This window comes from Gammaproteobacteria bacterium (assembly GCA_013214945.1).
Lineage (GTDB): Bacteria > Pseudomonadota > Gammaproteobacteria > Enterobacterales > Psychrobiaceae > Psychrobium.
On record JABSRT010000007.1, the window covers coordinates 1 to 16,292 of the forward strand.

General features: G+C 45.2%; 15 protein-coding genes. 4 read left to right on the forward strand and 11 right to left on the reverse strand.

The annotated features are described in order from the left end of the window. Window positions 1-479 precede the first annotated feature (479 nt). Window positions 480-1,316: a patatin-like phospholipase family protein gene (locus tag HRU23_06515; GenBank protein ID NRA53781.1), complete on the forward strand. Its 837-nt coding sequence runs from the start codon at window positions 480-482 to the stop codon at window positions 1,314-1,316. A 125-nt stretch (window positions 1,317-1,441) separates the two neighbouring features. On the opposite strand, the gene HRU23_06520 is transcribed toward HRU23_06515, so the two are convergent. From HRU23_06520 to HRU23_06540, 5 genes are all read right to left on the reverse strand, one after another. After that, the gene (locus tag HRU23_06520) at window positions 1,442-2,512 is read right to left on the reverse strand and encodes a hemin-degrading factor (GenBank protein ID NRA53782.1); all 1,071 of its coding nucleotides are present in this window, start codon (window positions 2,510-2,512) and stop codon (window positions 1,442-1,444) included. 46 nt (window positions 2,513-2,558) lie between these two features. Continuing rightward, window positions 2,559-4,592, reverse strand: coding sequence for a TonB-dependent receptor (locus HRU23_06525; protein NRA53783.1), 2,034 nt, complete (start codon window positions 4,590-4,592; stop codon window positions 2,559-2,561). 90 nt (window positions 4,593-4,682) lie between these two features. Next, a complete protein-coding gene (locus HRU23_06530) occupies window positions 4,683-5,093 on the reverse strand; it encodes a biopolymer transporter ExbD (GenBank protein NRA53784.1) in 411 nt (136 codons plus the stop codon). Next, complete coding sequence (locus HRU23_06535) at window positions 5,080-5,637, reverse strand: MotA/TolQ/ExbB proton channel family protein (GenBank protein ID NRA53785.1); 558 nt, start codon at window positions 5,635-5,637, stop codon at window positions 5,080-5,082. The genes HRU23_06530 and HRU23_06535 overlap by 14 nt, the downstream gene beginning before the upstream one ends. Window positions 5,638-5,646: 9 nt before the next feature. Then, complete coding sequence (locus HRU23_06540) at window positions 5,647-6,435, reverse strand: energy transducer TonB (GenBank protein NRA53786.1); 789 nt, start codon at window positions 6,433-6,435, stop codon at window positions 5,647-5,649. An 89-nt stretch (window positions 6,436-6,524) separates the two neighbouring features. On the opposite strand from HRU23_06540, the gene HRU23_06545 reads away from it, so the two are divergent. The 3 genes from HRU23_06545 to HRU23_06555 are packed head-to-tail and all read left to right on the forward strand — an operon-like array spanning window position 6,525 to window position 9,292. After that, a complete protein-coding gene (locus tag HRU23_06545) occupies window positions 6,525-7,445 on the forward strand; it encodes an ABC transporter substrate-binding protein (protein NRA53787.1) in 921 nt (306 codons plus the stop codon). 3 nt (window positions 7,446-7,448) lie between these two features. After that, on the forward strand, window positions 7,449-8,501 hold the full coding sequence (locus HRU23_06550; protein ID NRA53788.1) for an iron ABC transporter permease: 1,053 nt from the start codon (window positions 7,449-7,451) through the stop codon (window positions 8,499-8,501). Between the two features lie 2 nt (window positions 8,502-8,503). Then, a complete protein-coding gene (locus HRU23_06555; GenBank protein ID NRA53789.1) occupies window positions 8,504-9,292 on the forward strand; it encodes a heme ABC transporter ATP-binding protein in 789 nt (262 codons plus the stop codon). Window positions 9,293-9,365: 73 nt separating this feature from the next. On the opposite strand, the gene HRU23_06560 is transcribed toward HRU23_06555, so the two are convergent. The 6 genes from HRU23_06560 to HRU23_06585 form a co-directional block, all read right to left on the reverse strand. Then, on the reverse strand, window positions 9,366-9,680 hold the full coding sequence (locus tag HRU23_06560) for a hypothetical protein (GenBank protein ID NRA53790.1): 315 nt from the start codon (window positions 9,678-9,680) through the stop codon (window positions 9,366-9,368). 193 nt (window positions 9,681-9,873) lie between these two features. Then, a complete protein-coding gene (locus HRU23_06565) occupies window positions 9,874-10,608 on the reverse strand; it encodes a 4-hydroxy-tetrahydrodipicolinate reductase (protein ID NRA53791.1) in 735 nt (244 codons plus the stop codon). 16 nt (window positions 10,609-10,624) lie between these two features. Then, window positions 10,625-11,743 (reverse strand): alanine--glyoxylate aminotransferase family protein, encoded by a 1,119-nt coding sequence (locus tag HRU23_06570; protein ID NRA53792.1) that lies wholly within the window; start codon window positions 11,741-11,743, stop codon window positions 10,625-10,627. A gap of 34 nt (window positions 11,744-11,777) precedes the next feature. Continuing rightward, a complete protein-coding gene (ilvA, locus tag HRU23_06575) occupies window positions 11,778-13,310 on the reverse strand; it encodes a threonine ammonia-lyase, biosynthetic (GenBank protein NRA53793.1) in 1,533 nt (510 codons plus the stop codon). 124 nt (window positions 13,311-13,434) lie between these two features. Further along, window positions 13,435-15,291 (reverse strand): dihydroxy-acid dehydratase, encoded by a 1,857-nt coding sequence (gene ilvD / locus HRU23_06580; GenBank protein ID NRA53794.1) that lies wholly within the window; start codon window positions 15,289-15,291, stop codon window positions 13,435-13,437. Window positions 15,292-15,359: 68 nt separating this feature from the next. After that, window positions 15,360-16,289: a branched-chain amino acid transaminase gene (locus HRU23_06585; protein NRA53795.1), complete on the reverse strand. Its 930-nt coding sequence runs from the start codon at window positions 16,287-16,289 to the stop codon at window positions 15,360-15,362. Between the last annotated feature and the right edge of the window lie 3 nt (window positions 16,290-16,292).

Below are 16,292 nucleotides of genomic sequence, written 5' to 3' on the forward strand. Positions count from 1 at the left end.
GTGAAATAGTTTGAGTCATATACGCTCCCTTTACATAAGCCGCATTAGATCACAAAATTAACGGAATTGGTATTAGAATAAAGCCTCAGTCGAAAGACTGGGGCTTTTTTCGTATGCGTAGAATAAAAATATAGCAAGTCGATGGACCGTCGTCGCTAGCGGGTACAAAAGATAAGATTAATCGTCGACGACGTAGTCGTTGCAAGATCTAGCTCGCAGCAACGAACGGAACGGTTTAGCGCTAGAATAGAGTCGAAGGCACGGAAAGAGCGACTTAGTCATTGCCAATCACCTATTGAGAATAACGCCCCAGCAGAAATGCTGGGGCTTTTTCGTCTGCGCATTAAAAAACAATATGCGAGTCCATAGCCGTCATAGGCAGGGATCCGGACAAGGAAGATATTCAGAGTATTTCACTCATTGTTTGTAAAGCCTAGAATCCTGTCTAAAATTTAATGACACCATGGGATTGCTAATATATGACAAAAAAAATGATAGTTCCGATCTTTGCCGGCGGGGGAACCCGATTACCAGCTCATCTTGGGATTTTAGCGGCGTTAAATGATCTAGATTTTTCATTCGACCATATTGTGGGAGTGTCGGGAGGAAGTATTATTTCAAGCCTCTATGCTAGTGGTATGTCGGTTGCTCAAGTTAAAAATATCGCGATGACTACAGATTTTAACCAGTTTAAGGGGTTTTCCCTTTATTCGCTGATCCGGCATGGTGGACTCTGTAACGGTAATAAATTTGAGGCTTGGCTTGATAACTTACTAGAGGGAGCCACATTTAGCGATATTAATAAGGATCTACATATTGTAGCTACCGACGTTAAACGTAGCATGCCAGTAATTTTCGACCGCTATAATACACCTAATCTTAAGATCTCAAGAGCAGTGCGCTTCTCGATGTCGATTCCTTTACTCTTTAGCTTTAAATCGTATGGCAACAGTTTGATGGTTGATGGCAGTATTTTATCTGAAGAGGCTTTGCATCGTGACTGGGCTGGCGATGGTACCCCCGTTTTGTGCTTTCGGCTACGCGGGGAATATGATACTGATGATATTGAGCCTGGGGGCATATTCCCGATCAAAGACTATGTGACCCTACTAATTCGCACTTTTTTAACCACGATATCACGAGAATTTATTAACGAAAACTATTGGCATAGTACTATTGTGATTAATACTGGGCACAGCTCGCCGGTTCAATTTGAATTAACGGACGAGCAAAAAGAGCAATTGTTTGAAACAGGCTATCAGACCACTGTTGAGGTGGTTCCGCTTAAATTTGGTCAACTTATAACAGACCAATAGCAGTTTACTTAACGCTCGCAAAGAACAAGATTAATAATTGATTGCTGCCTGTTCCTACTTCGCTCATTTTTAAACAGCGATGACTAGAACAGGAGCGTGCTTGGTATTATAGGCTTGTTGACTATTTAGCTAACAGTCGTGCAAATTGGTGTCGATAACTCGGCAATAATTTGGTGCCACTGCGGTGATTGAGTTTTTCCTTCAGTACGACGGCCGAAGAAGGTTAATACGGTTTCACCTTGTTGGTTGAAAAACTCGACTGAGCTTACCATTACACCACCTTGATCTGTCGGTTTATTTACAACATAAGCCTCTGCTAACCCTTGTGTTTTAACGTGCAGGTTAAAGTCAGGATCTAATACGTTGTACCAACCTTCGATTGCTTTAAGATTGTCGACTAACCCTGAGAATATTTGCACTATGCCGCGGTTGCCCACAAAAGCCATCACTTGAGTTTCTTTTTCTTTAGCAAGCTCTAGTAATCTGCTTAGGCAATCGACGTCAACCGACTTCGCCCATTGGTCATCAATTAATCGCAATGCTTGACGGCGCCCAACATGATACTTTTTCAATAACGCCGGGAATTGATGCACGTCTGTCATTTCACTCCAGCCTTGAGTTAGAGCTGCTATTTCGACAGCCGTATCATCAAGCTCGTCACTAACCAGTGTTGGTTGCGGTGACACAGATAATTGAGTGTTTTGTTCAACATGACGATATTGAGTAATTAAATCATCATAGTTCTGACGTTTACTTTCGTCTTTGAGGTAGACTTTTTGAATCGCAGCACCGTGGCGATCAAAAAATTGAATGCTCGATAATTTTCCGCTCGTTACTGCGTAAGTACTATGCCAGTGCTCGAAGAAGAAACGTAGGTCAATACCGCCAGGGTTAATGGCAATACCACTAAGCTTACCGTCTTCATTACTGATATAGATTTTTTCATAACAGCCACTAATTTCACTTACCACAAACTCATTGCGCATTAGGGCCATGACTCGGCCGAGTTTTTTAAGTGACTTTATAATGCCACCAAGATCATCGTTGAGACGTATTGCACCCAGTTCATTAGTTTGGCCAACATGGGCAGCAATTAGCTCGCCTTCGCTCACCTTAAGCTCGTTAGCGGCGTCAATCATCCTGATTTTTGGTTGGCTTAGGGTTAACGCTTGGTAGTCATCGAGTAATTGAGTCATTATGTGCTCCATTATTTAGCCGCGACATGCGCCGCGGCCAGTCATTTTAAAATTCGTAAGTCAGTTGAGTTTTAACATTTCGGCCAACACCGTAATTACCAATACCGCCGCCGGTGCCTGCTACTACTTGGTATTCTTTATCGAATATATTATCGACGCTTAGCTGTAGTTTCAATGCATCGTTTAGTTGCCAGCTGGTGTGCAGGTTCGTTAACTGATATCCATCATGTTGACCGGCACTGTATGTCCGTGTAGCGCTATCGTAAACTTGCACGGTTCGTGAGCTAACTTTGCTCCACTGCATACCGACATAGACTGTCTTGTCGATAAAATTACGGCCAATATCCAGAGTTAATTTATCGGCAGGCAGCTTCCATAGTGGGGTATTTGTTTCGTCTTTACCGTCTATATTGCTATAGCTCATAGCCACTTGAACGTCGTTAGTTGCATAGTTAACTTCAAACTCAATGCCGTCACGCGAATTACCACCGGTATTAATATATCGCGCCTGTGGTGCTGCGGTTGATGTTACTGAGATTATTTCATCGTCGACATCGATATCAAAATGCATTAAACGAGCCGTTAAAACATCATTGCTGGTGATAATATTACGGACATCATAGGTGGCACCAAATTCATTGCTGCTGCTGTGCTCTATTGCTAGATTAGGGTTCGGGTTTCGTCCCTGGTAAGTATCATAAAGTTCATCAAGCAATGGCGCGCGAAAACCCTGTTGATAGTTATAAAATACACTGATGTTATCGTTGATTGCATAATTGGCAGAAATAGCGCCGCCGACATCATCATGCTCAGCATCTAAATTATCAAAAGTAGAATTTAGGTTAGCAGTGGCTTGTGAGCTATATTCTTCATAACGTAGCCCACCAATTAACGTTAGTTTATTGAAACTGATTTCATCTTGAATGAATATACCCAAACGTTGTTGCTGGCCAGCGGGTTGCGACGAAACTTCCCCTGTCACATTATTTGTTGTTTCGATACCGACGCGTTCTTTATCGGTGTACTCAATGCCATAGGTTAGCTGGTGTTTGCCTAATCGTGAAGTATTACTGATATCTAAAGTGTTAATATTGTATTCGTATTTACCATTTTGCGCCAAACGGGCAGCGTATGGTCCGACAGGATCTTTTTCATTAACCTGTGATTGGGTACGTCCGTATTTTACAGTTAAATCAATTAATGGGTTATCGCTCGGTTGAAATTGATAGCTAAGATTCAAAGCATTTTGAACAACTTCACGATAGATAGTGGCCCACGAACCTTGGTCGGTGGTGTTATACTCGGAGCGTTTACTGTCATCGGTTTGACTCAATGACGCACTTAGCGATTGGGCATCATCGATAAAATAATTGCCTTTAACTAAGAAAGCATCAGATTCAATGCTTGAGTTCTCTAACGTATTGCCGTCTGACAACTCAAAGTCATTACTTTCTTTTTTACTAACAGCGACTAAAAAGTCACTGTTTTCGGTCGGGGCACCGTAAGCAAACACCGAGCCATTGTTTTGATCGTTATTGCTGTGATGGCCTAGTTTTACTTTCGCGCCATATTGCTCGCCAGGTTTTAAGAAGTCAGCGGCGTCTTTTAATTCGAACTGCACTAAACCGCCAAGGGCGCCACCACCATGTAATACCGTGCTAGGGCCACGTTTTACGCTAATTTGTCGATAAAGGTCGACATCGCTAAAGAAACTGCCCATGCGATACTTTTCAAACGTTTGCACCGCGCCATCAATAGTAACAAGCACATCTTCAGCTTGATCAAAACCACGAATACTAAATTTTTGACCATTAGGAACCGGTCCGCCAGAGGCAATGACATTCGGAATTGAAGAAATAGCATCAAACGCATTAGTTGCTTGTGTTCGTTCGATTTCGGCATTACTAATTACATTAATCGCTTGAGCCGAGTCGAGCACGGTTTTTTCAGTACGAGTTGCGGTCACAGTTACCGCTTGTAGTTGAGTGGTCGGTTGCAGGTCTAGCTCGGTTATTTGATTAGCCGTGGCATTAGCAGCAAGTAAACTGGACACACTTAAAGCCAGCATAGATAAACGCATGATACTTCTCCGATGGTATGATTGAATTTAGATCCGAATGTGACGGGCATTATATACAACCAAATACAAATGTAAATCATTCTCATTTCTTTATTGGTGTTTAATGAGGATGTTTGCCAATTCAATGTTTAACTGGGAGAGTTTTGCTAATAGCGCGATGGTGTGTTCGCTTGGTAATTTGGCATCGATAGCCAATACCAACGCTTTGGGTTTGCTGCTTTCGAGTTGATTTAACAGTGGGGCTAGCTCGCTAAATTGTTGCTGCGCCAAACCATATTGAAGTTGGCCGTCTTGGATTCGTACCGAGAGAACAACAGGCTCTCGTTTTACAGCCACTTGCGCAGCGTCTTCACCGACTTGTGGTAAGGTCACCTCAAGCATATCCAAACGCACAGCGACGCTTAGCAATAAAAAAACCAACATAATAAACAACACATCCAGTAGCGCAGTTAAATCTGGCATTGCCACTGATAGGGCTGAAGTTTGCTTAGGTTTTAACATGCTTAACCTCAGGATGATTTAAGCTAAAGTTCAACTCATTAATTCGCAAAATAAACGCATCGACCAGTTGTTGATTAAAGCCATTAAAACATTGGGCGATAAATAGGGCTGGAATAGCCACGAACAAACCAGCCATGGTCGAGTACATCGCTTCCCACAAACCATCGGCTAGCAGTGCCGGTGTCACGGCGGCTTGCGTTTGCGCAATTTTTTGAAACATCAAGATAAGCCCCCAAACTGTGCCTAATAAACCCATTAATGGCGCCAATGATGCGACAACAGACAGCAAAGCCAAACGTTGCTGCAGCTTGTTTTGCCAGCAATTGAGCCATAACATCGCGCCATCGTCTCGCAGTTGTGGCGTTGCTAGATGATGCGATTGCAACCAAGTGTAAAGCGGACCATTACTTTTCTTTAGCTGGAAGTATTGATAGCTGGCTAAGCTGAAAACCCAAATTCGGTCAAAAACCAAGGTTAAACCCAGCACTGATAAAACGAGTAGCGGCCATGACATAATGCCGACGCTTAAAAACCATTGAGGCATCTAATGCTCCTAACTATTGAGAGTAAAATTAATCGGCACCGCAAACCTAACGGTTGTTGCGCTGCCTTGTTGATTTATCGGGTGAAACTGCCATTGCTTTGCGTTGTTAATTGCGGCTTTATCGAGTACTGAATAACCTGAACTCTTGATAAGTTTAATGGCAAGGATTGCACCGTCTGGCCCCAGCTCTATGCTCAGTTGAACTTGGCCCTGATAACCTCGGCGCTTGGCCAGTCGAGGGTAAATTAAAGTTGGGCGCGGTGCTTTAAACAGAGGAAGACGTTGTAACTGGGTCACCTGTTGCGCGCTTGAAGTTTTGTTGCGCTGCACGGTCGTGCTTGCTTGTACTTGCGCTTTTTGTTGCTTGTTTTTCGGCTGCGTCGGTTTTATTTTAGGTGGCGGCCGCTTATTTTTTGGTTGGACTTTAACCTTAGGATCAGGCTTATCCATCTTTTTAACTACTTTTTTTATTGGCTTTATGCGCTTAGGTTTAGCGGCTTTGCTAACCGGTGATTTAATCAGAACAGGTTGTTTTTTTTCAATTGCGAGATGTTTTTTACCGCTAAAGTTGGTTTCTAATGCCCGCTCTGGCGGCAGCAAGGGCAGTGGCGGTGTAGTGACATCGTGGGCTAGCTGCGATTGCTGTTGCGCTTGCATCGCTCCTTGAATCATTTTCAAACTCACCCGCGGGGCAGGCGCACCTTGAGTAAAGTTAATGTTATGCTGCTCAGGACTCGCCGCTAGCGCCCAAGCAGCCAATACTGTGGCAAGCAATGCACAAAAAAATATTCTAACCATTAACTTTAATCATTTGCTAAATCTTAATGTAAATTGTTATCATTAAGTTTAACTTAATCTTGATCGAGAATAAAGTCATGGCAGGAACAATGAATAGACTTTGTGGTATTTTTTCGAGCAGCGTTTTATTAAGCGCTGCATTTATTAGTTTTTCTTGCGCCGCACTTGCGCAAAATAATCAGCAAAAAGCGCAGCGGATCGTGGTTGCAGGCGGCTCAATTACCGAAATAATTTATCGTTTGGGTCAGCAAGATAAAATTGTCGGTGTTGATTCAACCAGCACTTTTCCTGCTAAAGCGAATGATAAGCCGCAAATTGGCTACGTGCGTAACCTTTCTGCGGAAGGGGTGTTGTCGCTCAACCCTGACTTGTTATTAGCTGAAGCCGATGCTGGACCGCATAAAATTCTGAACCAACTCAAGCAAACAAAACTGGCAGTGACCACGCTAGATCAACACGATAACTTGGCTGGGATCGAACAAAAAATTATCACTATCGCTAAAATAGTCGACAGCGAACCCCAAGGGCAGCTTTTGTCGCAATCGTTAAAAATTGATCGCCAAGCCTTAAGTCATTTACTGGCTCAAGTTAAGCGCCAACCGCGAGTCCTATTTGTATTGAGTTTGCGTAATGGCCAACCGCTGGTCTCTGGCCGTGGCACCTCTGCCCACGAGGTATTGCTCGCGGCTGGTGCGAAAAATGCGACTGGCGAGCTCACTGGTTGGAAGCCACTGTCAACGGAGGCGGCTTTGGCGATTAATCCCGATGTCATCATTACCATGGGACGTCATGGCCAAGATCAGTTGGCTAAGGTTGAACAGCTGCCACACTTTAAATTTAGTAATGCAGTTAAAAACAAACAGATTTTTACCATTGATGGCACTTATTTATTAGGGATGGGGCCGCGGAGCCCGCAGGCGGTGGTTGAGCTCGCTACTTGGTTACACCCAGATGCCAAGCTGCCTGAAAATTATCAATTTCGCTATGCACGCACCAGTTCGGGAGGTTAATCGATGTTGGCACTTAGCGAAACGGCATTTAATCGGGCACGTAGTCGCCAATTAATCCTGCCTGTTTTACTCATTAGCGTGATATTACTGTTCTTTTTGAACATTGGCATTGGCGGCGTAGCAATTGATTTATCGACCATTGTCAATGTGCTACTCGGCAATAGCCAGCAAGAAATGCAAAACGCGATTATTTGGCAGATCCGCTTACCTCGCTTGATCTTAGCCTTTGTGGTTGGTGCCGGACTAAGCATTTGCGGGGCTGCTATGCAGGCTATTTTTCGAAATCCGTTGGCAGATCCCGGCCTTATCGGTGTATCAAGTGGCGCGGTTCTTGGCGCGATAATGGTGATAGTGCTCGGTAATAGTTTATTGGCGGGCTTTGTCGATAAATTTGGTCTTTATGCCTTGCCGTTAGGTGCCTTTATCGGCTGCTTATTAATCTGCGCATTTATTTATCGGCTCAGTAGTGGTCAAGGCCAGTTGAGTGTTATCAGTCTCTTGCTTGCAGGCATTGCGGTTAATGCCATGGTCGGCTCGGTCACCGGAGTATTAACCTATATTAGTGACGACCAAGCGCTGCGTGACATGACGTTCTGGAGCATGGGATCGCTGGCGGGCAATAGCTGGTCGCTGCTTATGCCCTCGTTATGCGCGATTATTGTCTCAATTGTCGCCTTGTTACGTTTAGCCAAACCGCTTAATTTGTATTTATTAGGTGAAGCACAAGCCAAGCACCTTGGTGTTGGAGTCGATCAGCTAAAAAAGCAGGTGTTCTTCTTTACCGCGCTGTGTGTTGGCGCCAGCGTCGCGATTTGCGGGATGATTGGTTTTGTCGGCTTTATCGTGCCGCATCTGCTGCGGATGATTATTGGCCCTGACCATAGATACTTGTTCCCTGCGAGTATCTTGTTTGGCGGCAGTTTATTGGCCTTAGCCGACTTAATTGCTCGCACCATTATTATTCCCTCGGAGGTGCCAATTGGCTTAATTACTAGCGCGATTGGCGGCCCATTTTTTATGGCTGTATTGCTTAAATCTTACAAGAAGCTCAATTAATTATGCTAAAACTAACCGATGTTAATATTGATTTTTCTGGTTATCTAGCCTTACAGCATTGTGATTTAACCCTAAAGCGTGGTGAGTTTGTGAGCTTGCTTGGGCCTAATGGGGCGGGAAAGTCGACTGCGCTTAAGGTGTTAAGTGGCGATATTAACCCTAGCCGCGGTCAAGTGACGTTAGACAATCAGCCCCTGCATGAGATTAGCGCGATAAAGCTTGCTCGCTCACGTGCGGTGATGAGCCAAAGCTACGAATTAATGTTCGACTTCGAGGTTGAAGAAGTGGTCGCCATGGCCGGTTATGTACATCAAGAGTCACTAAGCGCCAAGCAGTTACGAGACTATGCCAAGCAGGCAATGGCGATGGTCGATGTGCTTGCTCTGCGTCGTAAAAACATCACTACGCTTTCGGGTGGCCAGCAACAACGGGTGCAATTGGCGCGGGTGATCAATCAACTGCTGCCAACCCTTGATGATCCTAACCAAGCAAAACCATTTTTGTTGATTGATGAACCGACCTCGAGCCTTGATCTATTTCATCAATATCAAGTGATGAAAGTTGCTAAAGCCTTATGTCAGCGCGGGGTGGGGGTGTTAGCAGTGGTGCATGATTTAGCCTTGGCTGCGAGTTTTTCAGACCGTTGTTATCTATTGCAGCAGGGAACAATAATGGCTCAAGGTGATTGCAGTGAGGTGTTAAGTCAAACTCGGATTGAGCAGGTTTATGGCATTAATGCCTGTCTTAGCAACGCTGATGGTGTTTATCCGCACCTAGAAATTGCGCGGTAATTAGGGCTGTGCTGGGCGCTATTTTCAGGGACGAAAATAGCAGTACCAGCAAACCTATCCTAACCTAAAGGAATTAACCTTCTTCCTCTTCTATTTGAGCGTCAGGCTTTTTGGTGCGCACACCCGGCTTAACCATAATTTCTAAATAAAATGACTCTAACTGCTGCTGCTCAGCTTGATCGATTAATTTATTAAGGGTCGAAATGTGAACAACTTCAGCCGTTTCAGCGCTCTCGCCATATTTACAGTCAAAGTCCCAAAAATCGACAGACGCAGGCAGTTTTTTATTACGCTCACGTTTGATGTATTTTTTGACATCGTGTTTAATTGACTCTACCAGTCGAGCAAGATTAATTTTAGGGTGAGAAAGTGCAAATGTTTTTTTCATGGTATTCCTAGCGAGCAATGATTGATTAGCCAGTCGGTTGGGCTATTTGAGCGCATTATAACCAAGGAGTTATGGTGTGGCTATGATTAACCGTGTTGTTACTAAGAGATGCGATGAGTGACACGGATTTTTGACGTGATAAAAATAAAGGCGCTACGTTAGTGCAGCGCCTTTATTTTGTTGCATAGGGCTGTTAATCCATTAAATGCTCTAGCCCATAAACTAACTCATTATGTTTAACCACTTGCTTACAGGCTAATACTACGCCGGGCATAAACGATTCGCGGTGTTGCGAATTGTGTTCAATTTTTAGGGTTTCACTTAAACCACCAAAGAACACGGTTTGCTGGGCGATAACACCTGGCAAGCGAATAGAATGCAGCTTAACGCCACCAATGTCAGCGCCACGAGCGCCTTCAATTAGCTCTTTATCACTGGTTTTGATCGCAGCAGCGGCATTGCGCGCATCGTTAATCATTTCAGCGGTGCGAATGCCTGTACCAGATGGGCTTTCTTCTTTTTGTGGACTGTGAGCTTCAATGATTTCAACATCAGGCAGATACTTAGCGGCCTCGGCGGCAAACTTCATCATTAATACCGCGCCAACGGAGAAATTAGGCGCGATTAAGCCGCCTAAGCTTTTCTCTTTAGCCAGTTGCTGTAATTGCGCGACTTGATCTTCAACAAAACCACTAGTGCCAATCACCGGGCGGGCACCGGCGTTTAAGATAATTTGAGTATTGGCAAAACCGGCTGATGCAGCGGTAAAGTCGACTACAACATCGGGTTTAAATTCATTAATCTTTGCGGTTAAATCATCTTGATAATCAATTTCACCAACCAAGGTCAGCTCACTATCGTTGTTGATCGCTTTAACCGCTTCTTGTCCCATGCGCCCACGGGCGCCATTTACTAATACTTTTGTCATGTTAGATTCAATTCTTTTATTTTAAGGCCGATTTTAGTGCCGCTAAACATAATGCTACGTTTTCACTGCGGGCGGCATAACCCATTAAGCCAATGCGCCATGCTTTGCCAGCGAATACGCCAAGTCCGGCACCGATTTCGAGGTTAAATTCAGTTAACAGTCTTGTTCTTACCGCGGCATCATCAACACCCGCTGGAATAAGCACGGTATTAAGTTGCGGCAAACGATAAGCCTCATCGACAATAAATTCAATACCCAATTCACGCAAGCCGTCTTTTAATGCTAAATGTTGCTTGGCATGACGAGCCCAAGCATTTTCTAGCCCTTCTTGCTGCAACATTAGCAGTGATTCGTGCAAGGCATACAATGAGTTAACTGGAGCCGTATGGTGATAGCTACGCTTGCCTTTGCCGCTCCAATAACCCATTACTAAGGTTTGGTCGAGGAACCAGCTTTGAACCTTGCTTTGGCGCTGCTCTAGCTTAGCAACCGCGCGCGGGCTAAAACTAACCGGTGAAAGACCCGGTACACATGACAAACATTTTTGGCTGCCAGCATAAATCGCATCAATGCCCCAATCGTCAACGCGCAATTCAACGCCGCCTAGTGAGGTCACTGCATCAACAATCGACAATGCGTCATGATCGCGGGCAATTTGACACAAGGTTTTCGCATCAGATAAAGCGCCAGTTGACGTCTCGGCATGAACAAAAGCTAAAAACTTAGCGTCTGGGTTGGCTTTAAACGCCGCGATTACTTTGTCACAATCTACTGGTTTTCCCCAGTCATCGCTGACCACAACGGCTGTTGCGCCTAAGCGTTCAACGTTTTCAACCATCCGGCTGCCAAACACGCCATTAACACAAACAATTACTTTTTCGCCGGGCTCAACCAAGTTAACAAAACACGTTTCCATCCCGGCTGAACCAGGGGCTGAAACGGCAATGGTAAATTCATTTTCGGTTTGAAAGGCGTATTTAAGTAATGACTTTACTTCATCCATCATGCCGACAAATTCAGGATCTAAGTGGCCAATTGTTGGCCGGCTTAGTGCTTCTAAAACGCGTGGCGATACATCACTAGGGCCAGGGCCCATTAGGGTGCGTGGAGTAGGGTGAAATGAAGTAATGGTCATTATATTTCCTAAAAGTTAAAAAATTATTTGCGATTTATGACTTTAAAAAATTCTGATAAACAGGATTTTCAGTCTCGTCTTTGTATTGGTAGCCTAATTGCTCTAAATGACTAGTGAAGTCATTTAGCTGCTCGTCGGGTAGCTCAAACGCGGCTAAAACTCGGCCAAATGCTGCGCCGTGGTTACGGTAATGGAATAAGCTAATATTCCAATTTTCGCCCATCGTGGTTAAAAAGTTCATCAGTGCACCAGGGCACTCAGGAAATTCAAAACTAAATAAGCGTTCGGTCAGTGGCTGGCATGGACGGCCACCCACCATATAACGGACATGCAGTTTAGCTAATTCGTTATTCGACAAATCTTGCGCCGCATAACCTTGCTGGCTTAAGTTGTCGATCATTGAGTTGAGTTCTGTTTCGCCGTTGGCCAGTTTTAAGCCGACAAAAATATTGGCACTACTACTATTGGCATAGCGATAGTTAAACTCGGTAATGGCACGGCCACCTAAGATTTGGCAAAACTTGCGGAAGCTGCCTTTTTCCTCAGGGATAGTAACCGCCATGATCCCTTCTTTTTTCTCGCCTAATTCACAGCGCTCTGAAACATAACGCAGGCCGTGGAAATTGACATTGGCGCCTGACAATATTGCCACTAAGTGCTGATCTTCTAGCTGATGTTGCTGCTGATATTTCTTTAATCCGGCTAAGGCTAATGCGCCAGAGGGTTCGGCAATTGCGCGGGTGTCTTCGAAAATATCTTTAACCGCGGCGCAAATTTCATCGCTAGACACATTAACCATTTCATCGACATATTGCTGGGCCAATCGAAATGGTTCTTCACCAATGCGTTTAACCGCAACGCCATCGGCAAATAAACCAACGCGTTCTAAATCTACAGGTTCACCAGCGGCTAATGCCGCAGTTAAACAGGCTGAATCAGTTGGTTCAACCCCGACAATTTTAATGTCTGGGCGTAACATTTTTAGGTACACCGAAATCCCGGCAATTAAGCCGCCACCGCCAACGGGCACAAACACGGTATTGATTTGGCGATGTTGCTGCAACAACTCCATCGCGACCGTGCCTTGACCAGCAATGACATCGCAATCATCAAAAGGTGGAATTAAGATCATGCCTTGAGTTTCGGCGAGCATTTTTGCATGTTGATTGGCTTGATCGAAACTATCGCCATGCAGTACGACTTTACCGCCAAAACTTCTGACCGCATCTACTTTGATATCAGGCGTAGTACGAGGCATCACGATAGTCGCCTTGGTACCGCGTGTTTTCGCTGACAGTGCCACGCCTTGGGCGTGATTACCGGCTGAGGCCGCAACTACGCCACAGGCTAATTGCGCTGAATCTAGCTGAGCTATTCTGTTGTATGCACCGCGCAGTTTAAAGCTGTATACCGGTTGCTTGTCCTCACGTTTGAGCAAGACATTATTGCCCAAGCGCGTTGACAATTTCTTTAGCGAGTCAAGCGGTGTCACACAAGCGACATCGTAAACCTGAGCTTGGAGAATTTTCTTTAAATAATCGTGGCCGCTAAGTTGCTGGTCCGACATTGTTAATCTTCCTTATCAAACAAACTAAGATCACGGATTGCGCCGTGATCAGTATTAGTGCCGTGATTGTTGTTCGTTGCGCTGAGTTTAATCCAGCGCATATTTGAACAAACCAGACTAGATATTAATCTTCTGGCTCAAACAGGCTTGGATCGCGGATCGCGCCCATATCAGCGCTGGTGGCTAACATTGCGTAGGCTTGCAAGGCAATTGAGACCTTACGCTTACGATCAACTGGCTTCCACGCTTTGTTACCTCTAGCGTCCATCTCGCTGCGGCGACTGGCTAATTCTAGCGGGCTAATGCGAATGGCGATACTACGGTTAGGAATATCAATATCAATGATATCGTTTTCTTCAACTAAGCCGATGTCGCCACCTGATGCTGCTTCTGGAGAAACGTGACCAATCGACAAGCCAGAGGTGCCGCCAGAGAAGCGACCGTCGGTAATTAAGGCACATTTTTTGCCTAGTCCCATCGACTTTAGATAAGTGGTCGGGTAGAGCATTTCTTGCATGCCAGGGCCGCCACGTGGGCCTTCATAGCGAATAACAACGACGTCGCCAGCACCAACTTTACCGCTTAAAATTCCCTTAACTGCACTGTCTTGGCTTTCGAAAATTCGAGCCGGGCCAGAGAACGTTAAGTTATCGTCATCAACACCGGCCGTTTTCACGATACAGCCTTTGGTCGCCAAGTTACCCGCAAGCACCGCAAGGCCACCTTCTAAACTAAAAGCATGTTCAATGCTGCGGATACAACCATTGGCGCGATCGTCATCTAGGGTGTCCCAACGACAAGATTGGCTAAAAGCTTTCGTGGTACGAATGCCAGCAGGACCTGCGCGGTAAAAATCTTTAACCGCTTGATCGTCAGTGATGGTTATATCGTACTTCTCGATCACTTGGGCGAGTGACAAACCAAGCATGCTGCGAATTTCGGTATGTAATAAACCAGCACGGGCTAATTCACCTAAAATGGCGACAATGCCGCCGGCACGGTGAACATCTTCCATGTGATAATCGGGCGTTGATGGCGCAACTTTACATAGCTGTGGCACGACGCGAGATAAGCGGTCGATGTCGGCCATGGTGAAATCTATCTTGCCTTCTTGGGCTATCGCAATTAGATGCAAGACAGTATTGGTTGAACCACCCATCGCGATATCAAGGGTCATCGCATTTTCAAAAGCTTGTTTAGTCGCGATAGCACGTGGCAAGGCCAGCGGATCGTCATTTTTATAAAACGCTTCACATAGTTTCACGATGTGTTTACCGGCATTGATAAACAGCGCTTCACGATCGCTATGAGTTGCTAACATTGAACCGTTGCCGGGCTGGGCTAAACCTAGCGCTTCAGCTAAACAGTTCATTGAGTTGGCGGTGAACATGCCAGAACATGAACCACACGTAGGACAAGCAGAGCGTTCAACTTGATCGCTTTGCTCGTCACTAACATTTTTATCGGCACCCTGGATCATCGCATCAACTAAGTCGAGCTTGATGATTTGGTCTGAAAGCTTGGTTTTACCGGCTTCCATCGGGCCACCAGAAACAAAAATTACCGGAATGTTAAGGCGCATTGCTGCCATCATCATGCCCGGAGTAATTTTGTCACAGTTAGAGATACACACCATCGCATCGGCACAGTGGGCATTAACCATATATTCCACTGAGTCGGCAATCAGCTCACGCGAAGGCAGGCTGTACAACATACCCGCATGGCCCATTGCAATACCGTCATCAACGGCTATGGTATTAAACTCTTTGGCAACCGCGCCAGCGTCTTCAATCGCACGAGCGACGAGTTGGCCCATGTCTTTTAAGTGGACATGACCTGGGACAAATTGAGTGAAAGAGTTAACAACTGCAATGATTGGCTTACCAAAATCATTGTCTGTCATACCAGTTGCGCGCCAAAGGGCACGAGCGCCAGCCATATTACGGCCTTGAGTGGATGTTGCTGAGCGTAGTTTTGCCATGGGGATCTCTAGTTAGGGTTAGCTCGAAGGACTAACCCAAAGTTAAATTAAAAGTTAAATTAAAAGTATTATTCGATGTTTTCTAACCAACCATATTTGTCTTCGGTGGTGCCATTAAATAGGCCAAAGAATGCATCTTGCAGCTTGCGGGTGACGTCGCCCATTTTGCCTTCACCAACGGTAATGCCGTCAACTGAACGTACCGCGACGATTTCAGACGCCGTGCCACACATAAAGAACTCATCAGCTAAGTAAAGTGTCTCACGAGCAATCAGCTCTTCGCGTACTTCATAACCCATGTCTTTGGCTAAAATCATCACGGTATCGCGGGTTAAACCAGTAAGAATAGACGCACTTGCTGGTGGCGTGTAAATTACCCCTTTACGGACTAAAAATAAGTTTTGGCCTGCGCCTTCGCTGACGTAATTATTAATGTCTAGTGCGATGCCTTCGGTGTAACCGTGACGACGCGCTTCCATTGAAATAAGTTGCGATGACAGGTAGTTACCGCCCGCTTTAGCACCGGTAGGCATAGTATTTGGCGCTAAACGGTTCCATGAAGAAACGCCAACATCAACCCCTTGCTCACGCGCTTCATCGCCAAGGTAGGCACCCCAGAAGAATGCAGCAATCATTAGATCTGCTTCAGCATCTAGTGGTGGACGTAGGCCCATGCCGATATCGCCGTAAAAGGCTAGTGGGCGCAGGTAGGCATCTTCTAAGCCATTATTTTTAACCGCATCTTTACAGGCTTGAATCACTTCTTCCTTGGTATAAGGAATGGTCATTTGATAAATTTTTGCCGAGTTGAATAAACGATCGATATGTTCTTCAAGACGAAAAATGATGGTGCCTTTTGGCGTTTTATAAGCTCTGATCCCTTCAAAAACCGAAGAACCATAATGAAGCGCGTGACTCATGACGTGGACGGTAGCGTCTTTCCAAGGCATGAATTTACCGTTAAACCAAATCAGTTCCGGAGTATTCGCGTTCGACATATA